At 40.5% G+C, this 410-nt stretch carries 1 protein-coding gene; it reads left to right on the forward strand.

Features of this window, described 5'->3' with window-relative positions; genetic code table 11:
* Positions 1 to 121: 121 nt before the first annotated feature.
* Positions 122 to 410, forward strand: a 289-nt coding sequence (locus tag HC175_RS19535; protein ID WP_168139790.1) for an SIS domain-containing protein, incomplete at its 3' end; no start/stop codon positions are given.

Below are 410 nucleotides of genomic sequence, written 5' to 3' on the forward strand. Positions count from 1 at the left end.
TAAGCTGTTCGTGTAAATTGATTTCCTGCGAAGTCATTCAATTGTGTTACAATTTTACATACATTTGCACAAATTAAAGATACATTTTTCTTTAGTCTGCACAATTCCTAATTCTACAAATTTGACATCTCAAGAAAAAATACTCTCTGTTGCCAGAGAAACCATTTTAACTGAAGCCAAAGCTATAGCAAATTTAGAGCAATTATTAGACCAGAATTTTGCCGAAGCCGTGCAGGCGGTGTACAAATCCAAAGGAAGAGTGATCATTACCGGGATAGGAAAAAGCGCGGCGATCGCAACAAAGATCGTAGCCACTCTTAACTCTACCGGTACCCCCGCCATTTTCATGCACGCTGCAGATGCTATCCACGGAGACCTTGGAACCATTCTGCAGGATGATGTAGTGATCT

This window comes from Salinimicrobium oceani, from assembly GCF_012037645.1.